The sequence below is a fragment of the Enterobacter wuhouensis genome (assembly GCF_004331265.1).
Classification (GTDB): domain Bacteria; phylum Pseudomonadota; class Gammaproteobacteria; order Enterobacterales; family Enterobacteriaceae; genus Enterobacter; species Enterobacter wuhouensis.
Window position 1 is genome coordinate 58226 of sequence record NZ_SJOO01000012.1, and the last position, 21090, is coordinate 79315.

General features: G+C 56.2%; 18 protein-coding genes. 8 read left to right on the top strand and 10 right to left on the bottom strand.

The window, feature by feature from the left end:
- Positions 1–28: 28 nt before the first annotated feature.
- A complete protein-coding gene (gene matP, locus E0L20_RS20300) occupies positions 29–481 on the bottom strand; it encodes a macrodomain Ter protein MatP (protein WP_131635525.1) in 453 nt (150 codons plus the stop codon).
- Between the two features lie 185 nt (positions 482–666).
- Between matP and E0L20_RS20305 the strand changes: the two genes are divergently transcribed.
- Both E0L20_RS20305 and fabA read left to right on the top strand, forming a co-directional pair.
- Complete coding sequence (locus tag E0L20_RS20305; RefSeq protein WP_131635526.1) at positions 667–2427, top strand: AAA family ATPase; 1761 nt, start codon at positions 667–669, stop codon at positions 2425–2427.
- Positions 2428–2495: 68 nt separating this feature from the next.
- Positions 2496–3014 carry a bifunctional 3-hydroxydecanoyl-ACP dehydratase/trans-2-decenoyl-ACP isomerase gene (fabA, locus tag E0L20_RS20310; RefSeq protein WP_131635527.1) on the top strand — a complete coding sequence of 173 codons (519 nt, stop codon included), beginning with the start codon at positions 2496–2498 and terminating at the stop codon, positions 3012–3014.
- A 70-nt stretch (positions 3015–3084) separates the two neighbouring features.
- On the opposite strand, the gene rmf is transcribed toward fabA, so the two are convergent.
- From rmf to rlmKL, 6 genes are all read right to left on the bottom strand, one after another.
- Positions 3085–3252 carry a ribosome modulation factor gene (gene rmf, locus E0L20_RS20315; RefSeq protein WP_010429337.1) on the bottom strand — a complete coding sequence of 56 codons (168 nt, stop codon included), beginning with the start codon at positions 3250–3252 and terminating at the stop codon, positions 3085–3087.
- Positions 3253–3506: 254 nt separating this feature from the next.
- A complete protein-coding gene (pqiC, locus tag E0L20_RS20320) occupies positions 3507–4073 on the bottom strand; it encodes a membrane integrity-associated transporter subunit PqiC (protein ID WP_131635528.1) in 567 nt (188 codons plus the stop codon).
- Positions 4070–5710 carry an intermembrane transport protein PqiB gene (pqiB, locus tag E0L20_RS20325; RefSeq protein ID WP_131635529.1) on the bottom strand — a complete coding sequence of 547 codons (1641 nt, stop codon included), beginning with the start codon at positions 5708–5710 and terminating at the stop codon, positions 4070–4072. The genes pqiC and pqiB overlap by 4 nt, the downstream gene beginning before the upstream one ends.
- Before the next feature lie 4 nt (positions 5711–5714).
- Positions 5715–6968 carry a membrane integrity-associated transporter subunit PqiA gene (gene pqiA, locus E0L20_RS20330; RefSeq protein ID WP_131635530.1) on the bottom strand — a complete coding sequence of 418 codons (1254 nt, stop codon included), beginning with the start codon at positions 6966–6968 and terminating at the stop codon, positions 5715–5717.
- A gap of 13 nt (positions 6969–6981) precedes the next feature.
- Complete coding sequence (locus E0L20_RS20335; RefSeq protein ID WP_131635531.1) at positions 6982–8889, bottom strand: ABC transporter ATP-binding protein; 1908 nt, start codon at positions 8887–8889, stop codon at positions 6982–6984.
- A 12-nt stretch (positions 8890–8901) separates the two neighbouring features.
- Positions 8902–11010: a bifunctional 23S rRNA (guanine(2069)-N(7))-methyltransferase RlmK/23S rRNA (guanine(2445)-N(2))-methyltransferase RlmL gene (rlmKL, locus tag E0L20_RS20340; RefSeq protein ID WP_131635532.1), complete on the bottom strand. Its 2109-nt coding sequence runs from the start codon at positions 11008–11010 to the stop codon at positions 8902–8904.
- A 99-nt stretch (positions 11011–11109) separates the two neighbouring features.
- On the opposite strand from rlmKL, the gene E0L20_RS20345 reads away from it, so the two are divergent.
- Positions 11110–12219: a YcbX family protein gene (locus E0L20_RS20345; RefSeq protein ID WP_131635533.1), complete on the top strand. Its 1110-nt coding sequence runs from the start codon at positions 11110–11112 to the stop codon at positions 12217–12219.
- On the opposite strand, the gene zapC is transcribed toward E0L20_RS20345, so the two are convergent.
- Together zapC and pyrD are read right to left on the bottom strand one after the other, a co-directional pair.
- On the bottom strand, positions 12216–12758 hold the full coding sequence (zapC, locus tag E0L20_RS20350) for a cell division protein ZapC (protein WP_131635534.1): 543 nt from the start codon (positions 12756–12758) through the stop codon (positions 12216–12218). The two genes, E0L20_RS20345 and zapC, sit on opposite strands and share 4 nt — an antisense overlap.
- A gap of 166 nt (positions 12759–12924) precedes the next feature.
- Positions 12925–13935 (bottom strand): quinone-dependent dihydroorotate dehydrogenase, encoded by a 1011-nt coding sequence (gene pyrD, locus E0L20_RS20355; RefSeq protein ID WP_131635535.1) that lies wholly within the window; start codon positions 13933–13935, stop codon positions 12925–12927.
- 249 nt (positions 13936–14184) lie between these two features.
- Here pyrD and ssuE point away from each other — a divergent pair, with 249 nt between their 5' ends.
- Genes ssuE through ssuB form a run of 5 tightly spaced genes read left to right on the top strand, consistent with a single transcriptional unit; the run spans position 14185 to position 18425 of the window.
- Entirely contained in the window at positions 14185–14760 is a 576-nt protein-coding gene (gene ssuE, locus E0L20_RS20360) for an NADPH-dependent FMN reductase (RefSeq protein WP_131635536.1), read from the top strand.
- A complete protein-coding gene (locus E0L20_RS20365) occupies positions 14753–15715 on the top strand; it encodes a sulfonate ABC transporter substrate-binding protein (protein WP_131635537.1) in 963 nt (320 codons plus the stop codon). The genes ssuE and E0L20_RS20365 overlap by 8 nt, the downstream gene beginning before the upstream one ends.
- The gene (gene ssuD / locus E0L20_RS20370) at positions 15712–16857 is read left to right on the top strand and encodes an FMNH2-dependent alkanesulfonate monooxygenase (RefSeq protein WP_131635538.1); all 1146 of its coding nucleotides are present in this window, start codon (positions 15712–15714) and stop codon (positions 16855–16857) included. The genes E0L20_RS20365 and ssuD overlap by 4 nt, the downstream gene beginning before the upstream one ends.
- 9 nt (positions 16858–16866) lie before the next feature.
- On the top strand, positions 16867–17658 hold the full coding sequence (gene ssuC, locus E0L20_RS20375) for an aliphatic sulfonate ABC transporter permease SsuC (protein WP_131635539.1): 792 nt from the start codon (positions 16867–16869) through the stop codon (positions 17656–17658).
- Positions 17655–18425: an aliphatic sulfonates ABC transporter ATP-binding protein gene (ssuB, locus tag E0L20_RS20380; protein WP_131635540.1), complete on the top strand. Its 771-nt coding sequence runs from the start codon at positions 17655–17657 to the stop codon at positions 18423–18425. The genes ssuC and ssuB overlap by 4 nt, the downstream gene beginning before the upstream one ends.
- A 51-nt stretch (positions 18426–18476) precedes the next feature.
- Here the strand turns inward: ssuB and pepN are convergent, their stop codons facing one another.
- The gene (pepN, locus tag E0L20_RS20385; RefSeq protein ID WP_131635541.1) at positions 18477–21089 is read right to left on the bottom strand and encodes an aminopeptidase N; all 2613 of its coding nucleotides are present in this window, start codon (positions 21087–21089) and stop codon (positions 18477–18479) included.
- Position 21090: the final 1 nt, after the last annotated feature.

Here is a 21090-nt window from a genome sequence, read left to right on the forward strand (position 1 = left end):
TTTTTATTGTCTGAAGAAGCGTAAAAGCTTATTTTTTACCCAGCAAAGCCTGAAGGTCATTCTTCAACGTCGACATCTGGCTGGCATATTTCTCTTTATGTTCGGCATCTTCTATCAGCTGTACGACCGTTTCCGACAGTGTTTTTCCACGCCGTTGCGCCAGACCGGCAAGGCGTTGCCAGACAATAAACTCCAGATCGATAGACTTTTTGCGGGTATGCTGATGCTCGGCATTAAAATGCCGTTTCCTGCGCGCGCGGATAGTTTGCTTCATCCGGTTAAGCAGTGCCGGATTAATGTGTTTCTCTATCCAGCTATTAACCTGTACCGGTTCATTTTCGAGCGTCAGCAAAATATCCACGGCGTCTTGCGCTGCGCTGGCTTCGATGTAGCAGGTGATCAGCTCCCCTTCACGGTGCTTTTTGACCAGGTACTTCCATTTCCAGCCGCTTTCGAGATTTTCCAGTTGTTGATATTTCATTGCGATCTCAGTGTTACCTCGTAACTCTGTTCAGAATATCAGTTTTTTGGCAATCTGCTGAAAAGAAATCATATCCTGTGAAACATCGCAGAGGATTCCCTCGCCAAATTCCCCAATCCTGTTGGGAAGAGACCCCGGCTTACGGTATACTCCACGGTTTTACATCTGACTAAAAAACATCAACTTTGACCATTACGAAACTTGCATGGCGTGACCTGGTTCCGGATACCGAGAGCTATCAGGAGCTGTTTACACAGCCAGACCTCACAAAAGAACACGAATTTATACTTAGCGATACACAACCGCGTCTGCATTACGCGCTGGAGCAGGTGTTAAGCCCGTGGGCAACATCCCCCTTCATGCTGCTCAAAGCCCCGGAAGAAGCCGAGTATTTGACGCTTCTGGGTGATGCCGTGCGCCAGCTACAGCCACAGGCGGATACCGTTTATGGCGGCCAGTATCGTATTTCCGGACATGATGTCACTTTTGAACCTGCGCAGAAGGCCGATGGGCGTTTTGCTGCTGCTGGCGAAGTGGTTACCGCTAGCTGGACAGAGGCAGAACAACTCTTTGGCTGTCTTCGCCAGTTTAACGGCGAGCTGTCCCTGACGCCGGGCTTAGTGCATCGCGCGAATGGCGGCGTGCTGATCATTTCCCTGCGAACCCTTCTTTCCCAGCCGCTGCTGTGGATGCGCCTGAAAACGATTGTGAGTCAGCAACGTTTTGATTGGGTTGGCTATGATGAGTCACGCCCTCTGCCGGTTTCTGTCCCGTCTATGCCGCTGTCGCTTACCGTCGTGCTGACGGGCGATCGCGAATCACTGGCTGATTTCCAGGAAATGGAGCCGGAGCTGGCAGAACAGGCGGTCTACAGCGAGTATGAAGACAACATTCAGATTGCCGACGCTGATGACATGGCACAGTGGTGTCAGTGGGTGATGGCCGTCGCTGAACGGTTTGCCCTTCCTACCCCTGCTGCAGATGCCTGGCCTGGTTTAATCCGTGAGGCGGTACGCTACACCGGCGACCAGGAGACTCTGCCGCTCTGCCCTCTCTGGATCGGTAAACAGCTGCGTGAAGTCGGCGTGGTCAGCGGTAACGGTAGCTTCACCGGTGAACAACTCGTTCAGATGCTGGCCCAGCGAGAGTGGCGCGAAGGCTATCTTGCCGACCGCATGCAGGATGAAATTCTGCTGGAACAAATCCTGGTCGAGACTGAAGGCGAACGCATTGGTCAAATAAACGCCCTGTCGGTGATTGAATTCCCTGGCCACCCGCGCGCGTTCGGAGAGCCATCCCGAATCAGCTGCGTTGTGCACATTGGTGACGGCGAATTTACTGACATTGAACGCAAAGCCGAGCTTGGCGGCAATATTCACGCCAAGGGCATGATGATCATGCAGGCATTTCTGATGTCCGAACTCCAGCTTGAGCAACAGATCCCCTTCTCCGCCTCGCTGACGTTTGAGCAGTCCTACAGCGAAGTGGATGGCGATAGCGCCTCTATGGCCGAGCTGTGCGCCCTCATTAGCGCCCTGGCAGAAGTGCCCGTCAACCAGAACATCGCGATCACCGGCTCGGTTGATCAGTTTGGTCGTGCTCAGCCCGTTGGGGGTCTGAACGAGAAAATCGAAGGATTCTTCTCTATCTGCCAGCAGCGTGGATTGAACGGCAAACAGGGTGTGATCATCCCGGCCCCCAACGTACGTCATTTAAGCCTCAGCCAGTCGCTCCTGGAAGCCGTCGAACAGGAACAATTCTTCATCTGGGCCATCGAAGGTATTGAGGATGCACTACCCTTACTGACAAACCTTGTGTGGGACGGTGAGGGGCAAACGACCCTGATGCAGACTATCCAGGAACGTATTGCTCAGGCGACACAGCAGGATGCTCGTCATCGTTATCCATGGCCGTTGCGCTGGCTGAGTTGGTTTAGTCCGAACTGATCGGACTTGTTCAGCGTACACGTGTTAGCTATCCTGCGTCCTTCAATAAAATAAGGCTTACTGAGAACATGGTAGATAAACGCGAATCCTATACAAAAGAAGACCTTCTTGCCTCTGGTCGCGGTGAACTGTTTGGCGCAAACGGCCCGCAGTTACCGGCCCCTAGCATGCTGATGATGGACCGTGTCGTAAAAATGACCGAAACCGGCGGCAACTTTGATAAGGGCTACGTAGAAGCGGAACTCGATATCAACCCGGACCTGTGGTTCTTCGGTTGCCACTTTATTGGCGATCCGGTAATGCCTGGCTGTCTGGGCCTGGATGCCATGTGGCAGCTGGTTGGTTTCTATCTCGGCTGGCTGGGTGGCGAAGGCAAAGGCCGCGCGCTGGGCGTAGGCGAGGTCAAATTTACCGGTCAGGTTCTGCCTACCGCGAAGAAAGTCACCTACCGTATCCACTTCAAGCGCATCGTTAACCGTCGTCTGATTATGGGCCTGGCGGATGGGGAAGTGCTGGTTGACGGTCGTCTGATCTATACCGCTAACGATCTGAAAGTGGGCCTGTTCCAGGATACCTCTGCTTTCTAACCTCTGCTTTAAGCAGCGTCAGAAAGGCGAAACCTCCGCAGTGCGGAGGTTTCTTTTTAAAGAGACGCTATCAAGCAAGTACTGCCCTGTCTCCGATGGCTTCTCGCCAGCCCCCTAACCATTGCGACCTCTGATTCAGAGTTTGATAGGGACACATTTCTTTCGAACGTCCGGCGATGCCAGCCTGATAACCACGTTGATGAGCCCTTTCCAGGCGATCTCGTTTCTGTCTCTTCATGCCTCGTTTCCCTCATTCTTTTGTCTGGTGGAAAGAAAACAGTGATTGCAAAGTGTGCAAGCACAGTTAACGAATACCCCGAATCTGTCTCAGCGTCAACGTTCAAAATTCATACGGGTGTCATATTTGTGAACTAGCCAAAAGTTCATTTGTACAAAAAGTGTGACGTGGCACAAGTAACAGCCTGAACTCAAAACGAAAAAAAAGCCGCAATCAGCGAGTCGCTGAAGGCGGCTTTTTACCATGAATTTTACTTATGGGAGACGGGAAATCTCCCTGGCGATGCTGGTCGACTCTTGCGCCCAGCCTTGTGCCAGAACTTTCACCATTTCATCGTAACCATCTTTCTGCTGCTTCATTTCAAGATGGAAAGGACGCTTGATGAGCTGTCCCTGATGATTAAGCAGCCACTCGCCGCTGACCACGACCACGCCGTCGTAGCGGCCGTGGAAGCCTGTCACGGTGACGTTAAGCGTGTCCTGATCGCTCCCCAGCGGCTGTGAAGCGACGACCCAGCCCGGAAGCTGGCTGCTGAGGTTAGCCACCAGCGTATTGCGCAGCTGCTGATCCAGCGGGCTGGCCCACAGGTTGTTGTTGGCAATTACGTACTGAACGTCGCTGGTTTGATACACCACGCCGTTTCCAGCGAGGTAATCGGGCACTGAAACCTGCTCAACCCATAACAGGCGGTTACCCTGCGACGCGCTGGTTTGCGTACCGGCCTGCACGGTCAACGGCAGCTGGTAGTAGCTTTTGTTTTCACTGCCCGAGCTACAGGCCGTTAATACCATCGCTCCGACAATCGCTAGCCATTTTTTCATTGTTTCGCCCTCTTCGGCTCAGGATCCTTTTTATCTTTCGCTTCAAACACCAGCGCGTTGCTCTTCTCGTTTAGCGTTTTCAGTACCGGCTGCAGCTCACGCAGGACCTGATCCAGGCGCTGCATATCTGCCACCATCTTGTTATACGCCGCCGAGCCAGGCTGGAAGCCCTGCATGCTGCGGTTGAGTTCACGCAATGTTTTCTGCATATCCTGCGGCAGCTGCTGCATGGACTGGCTTGCGGTGATCTTATTGACATTATCCAGCGTGGTTTGCAGACGGCGCATTGTCGCCTGGCTTTCGCTCAGCGAACGGGTCGCGGATTCAATCATTGGATTCAGCGGCAGGTTGTTAATCTTATCCAGCGTTTCCATCAGACGCTGCTGGATCTGCGCCAGACCGCTGCTGACCGTTGGAATAATCTGGTAGCCACCAAATTCACGGATACCGGTAATAGCCGGCGCTTTTGGATAGAAGTCCATATCCACATACAGCGCGCCTGTCACCAGGTTGCCGGTTTTCAGCGAGCCGCGCAAACCACGATTCATCAGATCGGAAATATGTTCGCCGATATCCTGATCTTTGCCAATCTGATTGATCAAACGTTCTGGCTCAATGCGGATCAGCACCGGAATACGGTAGTCGTCATCCAGCATCTGCTTAAGGCCAGGCACGAAGTAAGGGACCTGCCCTACGGTACCGAGACGGATGCCGCGGAATTCAACCGGTGCGCCCGGCTGCAGGCCACGGACGGAATCTTTGAAGAACATCAGATAGTCGATATGATCGGTATAGAGCGCGTCCTGAATGCTTTTTTGATCGTCAAAAAGTCGGAACGCCGATTTCTCAGCCACCGGCTGACCCAAATCCTGCCCTTCAGGCACGTCGAAACTAACACCGCCGCCAAACAGGGTGGTCAGGGAGCCCATTTCCACACGCATGCCCGCAGAAGTCAGATCCACGGCGATCCCACTGTCTTTCCAGAAACGTACGTTGCTGGTCACCAGACGATCGTTTGGTGCGTTAATAAAGAGCTGGTAGCTGATGGTACGCTTTTGCGGATCGAACGTACTGGTTTCCACCGACCCCACGCGATAGCCACGGAACAGCACAGGATCGCCAGGTGAAAGCTGGCCCGCCTTTTTACTGTCGAGAATAACGCGGATACCTTTTGCATCAGGCGGCGCAAGCGGTGGAGAATCAAGGAGCTGATATTGTCCCGGCTGAACGCCTTTCGTACCCGGCTGAAGCTCAATGTAGGCACCGGACAGCAGGGTGCCTAAACCACTAATCCCTTCGCGGCCAACCTGCGGTTTCACCACCCAGAATACGGAGTCACCGTGAAGGAGCTTTTCCATCCCGGCATTCAGACGCGCCTTGATTTCTACATGCGTCAGATCGTCGGTCAGGGTTGCGCTTTCCACTACACCCACATCCACGCTACGGCTTTTGATGGTGGTTTTGCCGCCTTCAATACCCTCAGCGTTGGTGGTGATCAGCGTGACTTCCGGTCCCTGATGGCTGTAATGATAAAACAGGATCCATGCACCGATCAGCGCCGTCACAATGGGGAAAATCCACACCGGCGACCAGTTCCTGACCTTCTGAACTTTCGCCTCTCCACTCTTATTTTCCATGCTCTTACTCTTCCTCATGGCTTGACTCGGGCTCACGATCCCACGATAAACGAGGGTCGAAGGTCATGGCCGCAAACATGGTCATAATGACGACCAACGCAAACATTAGCGCTCCCATTGCGGGATAAATACTCATCAGCCCTCCCATGCGCACCAGCGCAGAGAGAACCGCAATCACAAACACGTCAATCATTGACCAGCGACCAACAAACTCAACAACCTCATAAATCAGGTGCATGCGTTCGCTGTCGCGTTTGCCATGCCCTTTGGCGTCCCAACAGAGCCAGGCAATCGCAATCATCTTTAACGTCGGCACCATAATACTGGCGATAAAAATGACGCCCGCCACCGGATACGACCCTTCCCCCCACAGCAAAACCACCCCGGCAAGGATTGTCGAGGGCATTTTGTCGCCGAGCAAATCGGTGATCATAATTGGCAGGATGTTGGCGGGAAGGTAAAGCATGATCGACGTCACCAGCAGCGCCATGGTCCACTGCAGGCTATTTTTACGCCGTACATATCCTTTGGTTTCGCAACGCGGGCACACGTCCAGATCCGCAGGCAGCACGGCGGTGCAGCAGGAGCACGAACGTAATCCCTGTCTGATCCCCGTAACACCCACCTTCACCCTTTGATTCAGCGTGGGCGCAGGCGCGATATCATCCCATGCCCAGCGCCGGTCAACGCACTGGAAGGCGCGCAGCTGGAGTACGCAGTAGAGGCACCAGGGGATAAAGCTGCTGCCTATCCCCACGTCGCCGTAGGCCATCAGCTTGACGAAGCTGACCAGTATCCCCGCCAGAAATATTTCGGCCATTCCCCAGCTTTTAAGCTGGAACAGAACGCGCGCGAGTTTAATTTTGAGGGAGGTGGGCATCCGGACACGGTTGACCAGCAGCAGGATCACCACCAGGCACAACGCCGGAACAATTTGTACGAACAGAAGGAAAAAGGTGCCAAGGCTGGCGTAATCTTCGGAGAACATTACGCCCGGGATCTCAAGCAAATCCACCTGGCTGGTCATCCCTCCCACCTTCATATAGATGAAGGGGAAGAGATTAGAGAGCAGCAGCATGAAGAGGGCTGCCAGCGCATAAGCGGTGGGACGCTGCCTTGGCGCATCCCACTCGGTTGTCAACGTTGCGCCGCAGCGCGGACAGGTTGCCTTATGTCCGTGACCAAGCTCTGGCAACGCCACGAGCATATCGCATTGCGAGCATAATATATGCCTGTCGGCATGGTGCTGGTCACACATATGTTATCCCTGTTTATGCGCCGTTTTTCAGAGACTCAAGGTACTCCCAGCGCTCAAATGCTTCTTCCAGGGCTTTTTCAGCCGCGGACAGTTCAGCCAATATTTTCTGAGTATAGTCGTGCGACTGCGTAAAGAATGAGGCATCAGCGACCTGAACTTGCAACGCTTCGAGCGCCGCCTCCAGTTCTTCCAGACGCTGAGGCAGCCCTTCCAGTTCGCGCTGCAGGTTATAGCTCATTTTAGCAGGCGTTTTTTTGACAGTTTCTGCTTTTGCGGCAACAGGTTCCGGTGCAATTTTGGATTTAGCCTGTTTTTGCGCCAAAGACTGCGATTGCTGGCCTCGCGCATCGTGATAGCCGCCGACATATTGACCAATCCGGCCTTCACCTTCGAAAATCCAGCATTCGGTCACGGTGTTATCAACAAACTGACGATCGTGGCTCACCAGCATCACGGTGCCCTGGTATCCGTCGATCAGCTCTTCCAGCAGCTCCAGCGTTTCGACATCCAGGTCGTTGGTTGGTTCATCGAGAATCAACAGGTTACTTGGTTTCAGGAACAGACGCGCCAGCAGCAGACGGTTACGCTCTCCGCCCGATAGCGCGCGCACCGGCGTCATGGCGCGTTTAGGATGGAACAGGAAGTCCTGCAGGTAGCCCAGAACGTGACGCGGCTTACCGTTAACCATCACCTCCTGCTTACCTTCAGCGAGGTTATCCATCACCGTTCTGTCCGGGTCCAGCTCGGCACGGTGCTGGTCGAAGTAGGCCACTTCCAGCTTTGTCCCGCAGTGAACGCGGCCACTGTCTGCCTGCAGCTGGCCCAGCATCAGCTTAAGCAGCGTGGTTTTACCGCAGCCGTTCGGGCCAATCAGGGCAATTTTGTCGCCTCGCTGCACCTGAGCGGAGAAGTCTTTCACCAGCACTTTGCCGTCGACCTGGTAATTCACGTCCTCCATCTCAAACACAATTTTGCCCGAGCGGGACGCCTCTTCAACCTGCATCTTCGCGCTGCCCATCACTTCGCGGCGGGCGCTGCGTTCGTTACGCATTGCCTTCAGGGCGCGCACGCGGCCTTCGTTACGGGTACGACGCGCTTTGATGCCCTGACGGATCCAGACCTCTTCCTGTGCCAGCTTGCGGTCAAACTCCGCGTTTTGCAGCTCTTCCACGCGCAGGTTTTCTTCTTTTTCCAGCAGATAGGTATCGTAATCGCCGGGATAGGTCACCAGCTTGCCGCGATCGAGGTCAACAATGCGGGTCGCCATGTTGCGGATAAACGAACGGTCGTGCGAGATAAAGATAATGGTGCCGTTAAAGGTCTTCAGGAACCCTTCCAGCCAGTCAATCGCTTCGATATCCAGGTGGTTGGTCGGTTCGTCCAGAAGCAGCACTTTCGGCCCGCTGACCAGCGCACGCCCCAGCGCGGCTTTACGCAGCCAGCCGCCGGAGAGCGACGCCAGCTCCGTGTCCGCGTCCAGACCAAGCTGGTCCAGCACTTCGGTGATGCGGCTTTCGAGCTGCCACAGGCCGTGGTGATCCAGCAGCTCCTGCAGACGCGCCATTTCATTAAGGTTTTTTTCGCTCGGATCGGTCATCACCAGATGTGAAATCTCGTGATAGCCCTTCAGGTATTCAGCCTGTTCAGAAATCCCTTCCGCGACGAAATCGTAAACCGTGCCCGCCACGTTACGCGGAGGGTCCTGCTGCAGGCGGGAGACGATCAGATCCTGCTCGTAAACGATACGACCGTCATCCAGGCCCTGTTCACGATTGAGGATTTTCATCAGCGTGGATTTACCCGCGCCGTTACGGCCTACCAGACAGACGCGTTCGTTGTCTTCAATATGCAGTTCAGTATCATCGAGAAGTGGCGCATCGCTAAAAGAGAGCCACGCGCCGTGCATGCTAATTAATGACATTTATTTTTCCTTTCAGACCGCGGTAATCAACCAGCAGTTATGGATTTGACGGTTACGGGCGAAGTCCTGAGACAGCGTTTTTTGGCTGATTTCTTGTGCTTTCAGTCCCAGTTCAGCAAGACCGTCGTGATCCATGCGGAAGCCGCGTTTGTTGTTCGAGAACATGATGGTGCCGCCTTTACGCAGCAGGCGCTTCAGATCGGTCATCAGGCGCAGGTGATCGCGTTGAACGTCAAAGCTGTCCTCCATGCGCTTGGAGTTGGAGAAGGTCGGCGGATCGATGAAGATCAGGTCGAACTGCTCGTCGGTATCGCGCAGCCAGCCCAGCACGTCGGCCTGCATCAGACGATGCTGGCGGCCGGTCAGGCCGTTCAGGCGCAGGTTACGCTCCGCCCACTCCAGGTAGGTGCGGGACATATCCACGGTAGTGGTGCTGCGCGCGCCGCCGAGACCGGCGTGAACGCTCGCGCTGCCGGTATAGGAGAACAGGTTGAGGAAGTCTTTACCCTTGCTCATCTGGCCCAGCATGCGGCGGGCGATACGGTGGTCCAGGAACAGGCCGGTATCCAGATAGTCGGTCAGGTTAACCCACAGGCGAGCGTTGTACTCGCCCACTTCGATAAAGTCGCCCTTCTCATTCATCTTCTGATACTGGTTTTTGCCCTTCTGCCGTTCACGAGTTTTCAGCACCAGCTTGTTCGGCGTGATGCCGAGCACGGCGATGGTGGCAGCAATCACGTCCAACATACGCTGACGCGCTTTTTGCGCATCGATGGTTTTCGGTGGGGCATATTCCTGAATCACAACCCAGTCGGCGTAGCGGTCAACCGCCACGTTGTACTCCGGCAGGTCGGCGTCATACAGGCGATAACACTCAATGCCTTCCTGCTTCGCCCATTTTTCATATTTCTTCAGGTTCTTGCGCAGGCGGTTGGCGTAATCTTCCGCCACCCCGGACGGCTTGCTGTCCGCCGCTTTTTCTGCAAGATGGTAGTTTTTCTGCACGCAGTCCAGCGGGCCGTTCTTCGCCTTAAACTGGCGATCGGCGCGCAGCTGCAGGCAGCTCAGCAGCTCCGGCGAGGCGCTAAACAGGGAGAGATTCCAGCCGCCGAAGTAGTCCTTCATATTGCGGCTCAGCAGGCTGTGCAGGGCAATCAGCGCAGGCTCGCTGTCCAGACGCTCGCCGTACGGCGGGTTGCTGATCACCGTGCCGTACGGGCCTTTTGGCAGCGGATTGGTCAGGTTCGCTACGTCTTTCACCTCAAAGGTGACCAGCTCCCCAATACCTGCGCGACGGGCGTTGCTGCGCGCGCGTTCAATCACGCGTGCATCGCTGTCCGAACCGTAGAAATGGGACGTGTACTCCGCCAGGCCTTTACGGGCGCGGGTCTGAGCCTCGTCTTTGACCTCTTTCCAGAGCGCTTCATCATGCTGCGCCCAGCCTTTAAAGCCCCAGTGGCCGCGGTGCAGCCCCGGCGCGCGGTCGGTTGCCAGCATCGCGGCTTCAATCAGCAGCGTACCGGAACCGCACATTGGGTCGAGCAGCGGGGTGCCCGGCTGCCAGCCTGAGCGCATGACAATCGCGGCGGCCAGGGTTTCTTTGATGGGTGCCATACCGGTACGATCGCGGTAGCCGCGAAGGTGCAGGCCCGCACCGCTCAGATCGAGAGATATACTCGCCGTGTCGCCGTTCAGCCAGACGTTAATACGCAGATCCGGATTTTCGCGATCGACGTTCGGGCGTTCCTTATTTTTACGCGTGAAGCAGTCCACGATGGCATCTTTTACGCGCAGCGCGCCGTACTGGCTGTTGCGGATCTCGTCGTTCACGCCGTTGAAATGCACCGCAAAGGTGGCGTTTGGCGTGAAGATCTCTGTCCAGTCGATCATCTGTACGCCGGTATAGAGGTCCAGGTCGCTATAGACCTTGCACTCCTTCATCGGCAGCATGATGCGCGACGCCAGACGGCTCCACATCAGGCTCTGGTAAATAAGCCGCGTGTCGCCCTCAAAATGGACACCACCCTGAACCACCTGGCACTCTTGCGCGCCCAGGCCTTCCAGTTCAGTTTTTAACAGCTCTTCCAGCCCACGGGCCGTACTGGCAAACAGAGAATTCATATCGTCACTTTTAACTCTTAGAAAATTGTCGCGCATTATAGCTAATATGGCGTGTATGTCATAAAGTTGAAGGCTTATTTTCATTTGTGGGAGTGTGCAGTGGCGACCTTATCCAGGCTTTTTATCCATCCGGTGAAATCAATGCGCGGTATTGGCGTTTCGCACGCGCTGGCCGACATGAGCGGATTTGCCTTCGATCGTATCTTTATGGTCACCGAGCCCGACGGTACGTTTATTACGGCCCGTCAGTTTCCACAGATGGTGCGCTTCACCCCTTCCCCGCTTCATGACGGTTTGCACCTTACCGCGCCGGACGGTTCCAGCGCGGTGATTCGCTTTGCTGATTTTGCGCCTGTCGATGCGCCAACGGAAGTCTGGGGCAATCATTTTACCGCGCGCATCGCCCCGGATGATATTAACCGCTGGCTGAGCGGTTTCTTCTCCCGCGACGTACAGCTGCGCTGGGTTGGTCCCGAACTGACGCGTCGCGTGAAGCGTCATGACGCCGTTCCCCTCTCCTTTGCCGATGGCTTCCCGTTTCTGCTTACCAACGAAGCCTCGCTGCGCGATCTGCAAAACCGCTGTAAGGCCAGCGTCCAGATAGAGCAGTTTCGCCCAAACCTGGTCGTGACGGGCGTTGACGCCTGGGAAGAAGATACCTGGAAAGTGATCCGCATTGGCAGCGTCATTTTCGACGTCGTGAAGCCGTGCAGCCGCTGCATTTTCACAACGGTAAGCCCCGAGAAGGGACAAAAACATCCGTCTGGCGAACCGCTGAAAACCCTGCAGTCATTCCGCACCGCGCAGGACAATGGGGATGTGGATTTCGGTCAGAACCTCATTCCGCGCTCAAGCGGAGCGATCCGCGTCGGGGACGAGGTGGAAATACTCGCCCGCGGGCCCGCACGCGTTTATGGCGCAGGTCAGGAAGAAGAGTCCGTAGACGTTGTGACTGAGGTCAGCTCGGCAGTGGACATTCACTGGCAGGGTCAGCTCATCCGAGGAAACAATCAGCAGGTTTTACTTGAGCAGCTGGAGCAGGCGGGGATCCGCGTGCCGTATTCCTGTCGTGCGGGTATCTGCGGTTGCTGTCGTATTACGCTGGTCGAAGGCGAAGTCAGCGCGCTGAAGAAATCAGCTATTGGCGAGGATGGTACAATCCTGTGCTGCAGCTGCGTTCCGAAAACCTCCGTGCAGCTGAAAGCTTAAACGGCCTGCTCCAGGCTGAATGCATCAACGCGAAGCTGCGGTTTCAGCCTGTCGTTCATGACCTTAATGGCATCACCAAGCTGCATCATGCGCCCGGCAATGGTCACGCCGGGCTGCGCCAGCAGACAGAGCGCCGCATTTTCGCCAGGCTCAACCACCAGCAAATTCACCTCTTCTGCGGTATCACTCAGGTTAACGCTGGCTGCATCACCCGTGACAGGCGACCAGCAGAGGCCGTGTGCCTGAAAGTGCCAGCTTTTTGGCATCTGCGGCTTCAGGAAACGGATCGCCACCAGCGCATTTAATACCAGCTCGGCGCGCTGCTCTTTGGAAAGCATCAGGTCGCGGCATTTTTCTTCAAAGGAGAAATAAAGGGCAGCGTCTTCAACGCAAAAACCCGAAGGCGAGAAGGCATCCGGGGTCAACATTCGGCGCGCAAAACGAGAGCGGAACAACATGCCATTGGCTAAATCGAGCATCATTCGATCGTGCTCGTCGCAAAAATACCAGCGCCAGTTATCGTCAGGTTTAATTCGCATGTGTCTCTCCCGTCCCCCAAACACCCTGTTCTAAAAATGTCCTGTTTGCCGCCTCGTTTATATCAACATTAATAAAAGACCATAATGTCTAAATAAGCAACAATGACGGAATATAAAACAACCAGGGCCGGAAATAAAGCCCTGGTTGTCTGATTAAGGTAAAAGTTTAGATATGAGTGACGATTTCTTTAATGAGCGGCGGGCCTTTGAAAATAAAACCAGAATAAATTTGCACCAGCGAGGCGCCAGCCGCCATCTTCTCACGCGCAGCTATCACGGAGTCGATTCCGCCCACGCCAATAATCGGCAGGCGACCATTTAATTCGGCAGACAGGGCACGAATAATTTCAGTGCTTTTTAATTGTACCGGACGTCCGCTTAAGCCACCCGCTTCATCGCAATTTTTCATTCCCTGAACCAGGGAGCGATCGAGAGTCGTATTGGTTGCGATGACGCCATCAATATTATGGCGTACTAAACTATCGGCGACCTGGATCAATTCTTCTAAAGAAAGATCCGGCGCGATCTTAACCGCCACGGGAACATATTTATGGTGGATCGCCTGCAGCGCATTTTGTTTATTTTTAATGGCGCTCAGAAGATCGTCCAGCGCGTCACCATATTGCAAAGAGCGCAGACCCGGGGTATTGGGTGAAGAAATATTCACCGCAATATAGCCTGCGTAGGCATAGACTTTTTCCATACAAATCAGATAGTCATCTTTACCCTGCTCGACGGGCGTGTCTTTATTTTTGCCAATATTGATACCCAAGACACCGTCAAAATGAGATTTTTTGACGTTCTCAACCAGATGATCCACGCCGAGGTTGTTGAAGCCCATGCGGTTGATCAGCCCTTCAGCCTCCACCAGGCGGAACAGGCGCGGCTTATCATTTCCCGGCTGCGGGCGCGGCGTGACGGTACCGATTTCAATTGAGCCAAAGCCCATCGCGCCCAGGGCATCAATGCACTCGCCATTTTTATCCAGACCGGCCGCCAGACCCAGTGGATTCTTAAACGTCAGGCCCATGCAGTGGACGGGTTTTTCCGGCACGTTTTGGCGTACCAGCGCGGCCAGAGGCGTGCCTGTAATACGACGTAATTGCTGGAATGTAAATTCATGAGCGCGCTCAGGATCGAGCTGGAAAAGGGCTTTACGAACGAAGGGGTAGTACATGAACTCTCCTGGATTCCCGGTGTGCAGACCGGGAGGGGATTATGTGCGATCCCGCCCAGAAAGGGAATTGACCTGTGGCAAAAAAACCAGCGTAAAACGCAATCGTTTACCTCGCTGCCCATTTCTTATGCACTTTTTTGCATTTTAATTGCAGATAAATCATTTAGTGGAATAACTCTGCAATGTCACACTCCTGAAAATTGTTATGAATGTTAGATAAAAGCAAACAATTGGTTATAAGGAGCAAACATGCGCGTCATTACTCTGGCCGGAAGTCCACGGTTTCCCTCTCGTTCCAGCGCGCTGCTGGAATACGCCCGCGAAAAGCTCAACGCCCTGGATGTCGAAGTGTGCCACTGGAATCTGCATAACTTCGAACCCGAAGATTTGCTCTACGCCCGTTTTGATAGCCCCGCGCTCAAGGCGCTGATTGAGCAGCTCAACGACGCTGACGGGCTTATTGTGGCAACGCCCATATATAAAGCCTCCTTTTCAGGCGCGCTAAAAACGCTGCTGGATCTGCTTCCCGAGCGAGCCCTGGACGGCAAGGTTGTACTGCCGCTGGCAACCGGCGGCACGGTAGCCCATCTGCTGGCGGTGGATTATGCGCTGAAGCCCGTGCTCAATGCGTTAAAGGCGCAGGAAATCCTCCACGGCGTCTTTGCTGATGACTCGCAGGTCATCGACTACCAGCATAAACCCCACTTTACGCCGAATCTGCAAACCCGCCTCGATAACGCGCTGGAAACCTTCTGGCAGGCGCTGCACCGCAAAGACATTCAGGCACCGGCATACGGTCAACCGCAAGGAATCGCCCATGTTTAAGACATTAACCCGTATCGGCCTGGTCGGGCTGATGGCCCTCTCGTCCCTGGCTCAGGCGGCAGAAACCGCGCCAGAAAGCCTGCGCATCGGCTATCAAAAAGGCAGCGTCAGCATGGTGCTGGCGAAAAGCCATCAGCTGCTGGAGAAGCGCTACCCGGACACCAAATTCTCCTGGGTGGAGTTTCCCGCAGGCCCACAGATGCTGGAGGCATTAAACGTCGGCAGTATTGATTTGGGCAGCACGGGCGACATACCGCCTATCTTTGCGCAGGCTGCCGGGGCGGACCTGGTTTACGTGGGCGTCGAACCCGCAAAGCCAAAAGCCGAAGTCATTCTGGTGCCTGAAAACAGTGAGATCAAAACCGTCGCCGATCTTAAAGGGCATAAAGTTGCTTTCCAGAAAGGTTCCAGCTCACACAACCTGCTGCTGCGTGCCCTGCAAGAAGCCGGGCTTAAGTTCACCGACATTCAGCCTGTTTACCTGACGCCTGCCGACGCGCGCGCCGCATTCCAGCAGAAGAACGTTGATGCCTGGGCCATCTGGGATCCGTACTACTCCGCCGCATTACTGCAGGGCGGCGTTCGCGTGCTGAAAGACGGTACCACGCTGAAGCAGACCGGCTCGTTCTACCTGGCCGCACGTCCTTATGCGGAAAAAAACGGCGCGTTTATTCAGGGCGTACTGGATACCTTTACCCAGGCCGATGCGCTGACCCAAAGCCAGCGTCAGGAGAGTATTGCCCTGCTGGCGAAAACCATGGGCTTGCCTGAGCCGGTGATTGCGAGCTACCTCAACCACCGTCCGCCGACCACCATTACCCCCGTGGACGCGCACGTTGCCGCGCTTCAGCAGCAAACCGCCGATCTCTTTTATCAAAATCATCTGGTGCCAAAGCAGGTCGATATTCGCGACCGCATCTGGCAGCCCGCAGGCAAAGAAGGAGCCAAATCATGAGTCTGAATCTATTCTGGTTTTTACCCACCCACGGTGATGGGCACTATCTTGGCACTGAAGAGGGCTCACGCCCGGTTGACCACGGCTATCTGCAGCAGATTGCGCAGGCAGCAGACCGAATCGGCTTTACCGGAGTGCTGATCCCAACGGGCCGCTCCTGTGAAGATGCCTGGCTGGTCGCCGCTTCAATGATCCCCGTCACCCAGCGTCTGAAGTTCCTGGTTGCGCTTCGCCCGAGCGTGGTTTCTCCAACGGTCGCGGCGCGTCAGGCGGCAACGCTGGACAGGCTGTCAAACGGACGCGCGCTGTTCAACCTGGTCACCGGCAGCGATCCGCAGGAGCTGGCGGGCGACGGCGTGTTCCTCGATCACACCGAGCGCTATGAAGCCTCCGCCGAGTTCACCCGCGTCTGGCGGCGTCTGCTGGAAGGTGAAACCGTTACCTTTGAAGGCAAGCATATTCACGTTCGCGACGCGAAGCTCTACTTCCCGCCGGTACAGCAGCCGCGCCCTCCCCTCTATTTCGGCGGGTCATCGGATGTGGCGCAAGATCTGGCAGCAGAGCAGGTTGACCTCTATCTCACCTGGGGCGAGCCGCCGGAGCTTGTCAAAGAGAAAATTGAGCAGGTGCGCGCCAAAGCCGCCGCGCACGGCCGTAAGGTACGCTTTGGCATTCGTCTGCACGTGATTGTGCGCGAAACCAACGAGGAAGCCTGGCGGGCAGCCGACCGTTTAATCTCCCATCTTGACGATGAGACAATTTCTAAAGCGCAGGCCGCGTTTGCCAAAACCGACTCCGTTGGACAGCACCGGATGGCGTCGCTGCATAACGGCAAGCGCGAAAACCTGGAGATCGCCCCGAATCTGTGGGCGGGCGTCGGCCTCGTTCGCGGCGGCGCGGGAACTGCACTCGTAGGCGATGGCCCTACCGTCGCAGCGCGTATCAATGAATACGCCGACCTGGGCATCGACAGCTTTATTCTCTCCGGTTATCCGCATCTGGAAGAGGCGTACAAGGTGGGCGAGCTGTTATTCCCGCATCTGGATGTTGCCATTCCGGAAATTCCGCAGCCGCAGCGGCTTCAGCTTCAGGGCGAAGCCGTGGCGAACGAGTTTATTCCACGCAAAGCCGCACAGAGCTAAGGAGTGACCATGTCTGCCACCTCACAAAAATGGCTGCTGCGCGCCGCGCCGTGGTTTTTGCCCGTCGGCATTATTGCTGTCTGGCAGCTTGCGTCGTCCACCGGCTGGCTGTCGAGCCGCATTCTGCCCTCTCCGGAGGGCGTTGTAGAGGCGTTCTGGTCGCTAAGCGTGAGCGGTGAGCTGTGGCAGCATCTGGCGATCAGCTCGTGGCGCGCGCTGATTGGCTTCTCCATCGGCGGCAGCATCGGCCTGGTGCTGGGCCTGATCAGCGGGCTTTCCCGCTGGGGCGAGCGGCTGCTGGATACCTCTATTCAGATGCTGCGCAACGTGCCGCATCTGGCGCTGATCCCGCTTGTTATCCTGTGGTTTGGTATTGATGAGAGCGCCAAGATCTTCCTCGTGGCGCTGGGCACATTGTTCCCGATCTACATCAACACCTGGCACGGCATCCGCAATATCGATCGCGGTCTGGTCGAGATGGCGCGCAGCTACGGCTTATCGGGCTTTTCTCTCTTTATACACGTGATCCTGCCGGGCGCCCTGCCCTCCATTATGGTCGGGGGGCGTTTTGCGCTCGGCCTGATGTGGCTAACGCTGATTGTGGCGGAGACCATCTCGGCCAACTCGGGCATTGGCTATCTGGCGATGAACGCCCGGGAATTCCTGCAAACCGACGTGGTGGTGGTTGCCATTATTCTTTATGCCCTGCTCGGCAAACTTGCCGACGTTAGCGCCCAGTGGCTGGAGCGCAGCTGGCTGCGCTGGAACCCAGCCTACACTCTTCAGGAGGCGAAAGCATGAATACAGCACGACTGAACCAGGGGACGCCGCTGCTGCTGAACGGCGTCACCAAACGCTACGGCGAAAATACCATTCTCAACGGGCTGGATCTGCATATTCCCGCAGGGCAGTTTGTGGCCGTAGTTGGCCGCAGCGGCGGCGGCAAGAGCACCCTGCTGCGTCTTTTGGCCGGGCTTGAGGCGCCTAACGGCGGTGAAATCCTGGCAGGAACAACGCCGCTGGCGAAGATTCAGGATGACACGCGCATGATGTTCCAGGACGCGCGACTCCTGCCGTGGAAAACGGTTATCGACAACGTTGGCCTGGGGCTGAAAGGAAGCTGGCGGGATAGCGCACGTCAGGCGCTGGCCGCCGTCGGGCTGGAAAACCGTGCCGGGGAGTGGCCTGCGGCGCTGTCGGGCGGACAAAAACAGCGCGTGGCGCTGGCGCGGGCGCTGATACACCGTCCGGGCCTGCTGCTGCTCGATGAACCGCTCGGTGCGCTCGATGCCCTGACGCGAATAGAGATGCAGGATTTGATTGAGTCCCTCTGGCAAGACCATGGGTTTACCGTGCTTTTAGTGACGCACGACGTCAGCGAAGCGGTCGCGATGGCGGACAGGGTGCTGCTCATAGAAGAAGGGAAAATCGGGTTGGATCTGACGGTAGATATCCCGCGGCCTCGTCGCGTAGGCTCGGCAAGGCTGGCGGAGCTGGAAGCGGAGGTGTTGGATCGGGTGATGAAGCGCGGCGTGAATGAGCGCGCGTTGATTACGGCTAATGCCTGATGCCCTCACCCCGGCCCTCTCCCACAGGGAGAGGGAGGGTTAAGCTTTCTATCAGGCCAGCGCCTTAGCAATCTTCTCGTAAAGATCGCCAGACAGGTTTTCCAGCCCTTTCAGCTGCTCAAGCGCGGCGCGCATCTTCGCCTGACGCTGCGCGTCGTAGCGCTTCAGGCGGATCAGCGGCTCAATCAGACGAGACGCCACCTGCGGGTTACGGCTGTTCAGCTCGGTCAGCATTTCCACCATGAACTGATACCCGCTGCCGTCTTCCGCGTGGAAAGCGGCCGGGTTGCTGCTGGCAAACGCGCCAATCAGGGAGCGGACGCGGTTCGGGTTGCTCATGGTGAACGAGCGGTGCTTCAGCAGGCCGCGCACGGTGCTCAGCACATCGGCAGACGGGCTGGTGGACTGCAGAATAAACCACTTATCCATCACCAGACCATCCTGATGCCACTTGTCATCGTACTCCTGCATCAGCGCATCGCGGCACGGCAGCTCGGCGGCAACGCTTGCGGCCAGGGCAGCCAGCGCATCGGTCATGTTGTCTGCGTCGTGATACTGCTTGCTCACCAGGGCGTTTGCCAGCTCAACGTCACCGAAGGCAAGATAGCGCAGGCAGGTATTGCGCAGGGAACGTTTGCCGATATCCGCATGTTCCACGCGGTACGCATCCAGCCTGTTAGCGTTGTAAATGGCCAGGAACTCGTCCGCCAGCTCGGTGGCCAGCGTGCGGGTCAGCGCTTCACGCACCGCTACGATCGCAATCGGGTCGATGATGTCAAACAGCTCGGCAATTTCCGTCGCGGACGGCAACGTCAGAATTTCAGCCGCCAGCGCCGGATCGATGTTTTCGTCCAGAAGGATCGCGCGGAACGCATCGGCCACATGCACCGGCAGCGTCAGCGGCTGGCCCTGCTGGAAACGGTTCACGTTCAGCTTGATGTAGGTCGCCAGCAGGCTTTGCGCGGCGTCCCAGCGGGAGAAATCGTTGCGCGCGTGGCGCATCAGGAACGTTAGCTGCTGATCGCTCCACTTATACTCCAGCTTCACCGGCGCGGAGAACTCGCACAGCAGCGCTGGGACCGGCTGGAAATAGACGTTATCAAAGATGAAGGTCTGCTCTGCCTGGGTCACGTTCAGCACCTGATGCACCGGGTGGCCGCCCTTCTGCAGCGGGATAACTTTACCCTCGTTATCGTACAGCTCAATGCTGAACGGAATGTGCAGCGGATGTTTCTCTTCCTGCTCGGCCGTTGGCGGCGTGCGCTGGCTGATGGTCAGGGTGTACTGCTCGGTTTCCGGATTGTAGTCGTCTTTGACGGTCACGATCGGCGTACCGGCCTGGCTGTACCAGCGGCGGAAGTGAGAGAGATCGACATTGGACGCGTCTTCCATCGCCTGCACAAAGTCGTCGCAGGTGGCGGCGCTGCCGTCGTGACGTTCGAAGTACAGCTGCATCCCTTTCTGGAAGTTCTCTTCGCCCAGCAGGGTGTGGATCATGCGGATAATTTCAGCGCCCTTCTCGTACACCGTCAGGGTATAGAAGTTGTTCATCTCGATGACTTTATCCGGGCGAATCGGGTGCGCCATCGGGCTGGCATCTTCTGCAAACTGCAGCCCGCGCATGGTGCGCACGTTGTTGATGCGGTTCACCGCGCGCGAACCCAGATCGGAGCTGAACTCCTGGTCGCGGAAGACGGTCAGGCCCTCTTTCAGGCTCAGCTGGAACCAGTCGCGGCAGGTCACGCGGTTACCGGTCCAGTTATGGAAATACTCGTGACCAATCACGCGCTCGATATCGAGATAGTCTTTATCGGTAGCGGTATCGGTGCGCGCCAGCACGTATTTGGAGTTAAAGACGTTAAGGCCTTTATTTTCCATCGCGCCCATGTTGAAGAAGTCGACGGCGACGATCATATAGATGTCGAGATCGTACTCGAGGCCGAAACGCTCCTCGTCCCACTTCATGGAGTTAATAAGGGACGTCATTGCCCACGGCGCACGGTCGAGATTACCGCGGTCAACGAACAGCTCCAGCGCCACGTCGCGGCCTGAACGGGTTTTAAAGGTGTCGCGCAGCACGTCAAAGTCACCCGCCACCAGCGCAAACAGGTAGCACGGTTTCGGGAACGGGTCCTGCCACTGCACCCAGTGACGGCCATTCTCCAGCTCGCCTTCGCCCACGCGGTTGCCGTTGGAGAGCAGGAACGGATACAAGGTTTTGTCGGCGATGATTTTTGTGGTAAAGCGCGCCAGCACGTCCGGGCGATCCAGATACCAGGTAATGTGGCGGAAGCCCTCAGCCTCACACTGCGTACACAGCGCCACGCCAGACTGGTAAAGCCCTTCCAGCGCGGTGTTAGCGGCCGGGCTAATTTCATTCACGATGCGCAGCGTAAAGCGTTCCGGCAGGCCGTTAATCACCAGCTGGTTGCCTTCTTCTTTATAGTCGGTCCAGGCTTCATCATTAACATGCAGGGAGACCAGCGTCAGGTCTTCACCATCCAGACGCAGCGGCACCGCAGTCGCGCTCTGGCGCGCTACCTGGCTGACCGCCGTCACAACGGTTTTAGTGGCATCCAGGTCAAAAGTCAGATCGATATCGCTAATCAGGTATTCCGGCGCACGGTAGTCGTGGCGGTATTTAGCTTGTGGCTGTTGTGTCATA